This window comes from Planktothrix paucivesiculata PCC 9631 (genome assembly GCF_900009265.2).
In the GTDB taxonomy this organism is placed as follows: Bacteria; Cyanobacteriota; Cyanobacteriia; order Cyanobacteriales; family Microcoleaceae; genus Planktothrix; species Planktothrix paucivesiculata.
On sequence record NZ_LR735124.1, the window covers coordinates 1 to 582 of the forward strand.

1 protein-coding gene is annotated in these 582 nt (G+C 39.7%); it reads left to right on the forward strand.

The window, feature by feature from the left end; translation table 11 throughout:
• Positions 1 to 582 (forward strand): transposase (locus PL9631_RS25805; protein ID WP_197046537.1); only part of this gene is annotated, 582 nt, incomplete at both ends.

The window sequence follows — 582 nt, forward strand, 5'->3', positions numbered from 1 at the left end:
AAAGAAAAATTAGGGATAAGTGATAGAGAGACAGTAGAACAAATCAAAGAAAATCCCTACTTGCAGTATTTTATCGGGTTGTCAGAATACAGGAACGAGGCTCCATTTGATGCCTCAATGTTAGTGCACTTTCGGACGAGAATCAATGTAAATTTAGTGAATAAAGTCAATCGGGTAATGGTCAAGAGAATGCGAGAGGCAAGTCCCGAGCCAGCCCCCGAAAATCCATCAGAAGTTGAAGAAGGAAGTCAGGGAAAAAACCGAGGAAAATTAATAGCTGATGCCACTTGTGCGCCTGCTGATATCACGTATCCGACGGACTTAAAAATCTTAAATAAAGCCAGAGAACAAACGGAAAAAATCCTTGATATTTTGCATAAGAGTCGTCAGGATAAATCAGAGAAGAAACCCAGAACTTATCGAAAAACGGCCAGAAAAGATTACCTAGAAGTAGCCAAACAACGCCGACCTGCGCGGAAAAAAAGACGAAATGCAATTAAAAAACAACTGCAATATATTAAACGAAACTTAGGACATATAGACCAAATAATCGCCAATAGAGGGAGGCTGGATGAATTGAAT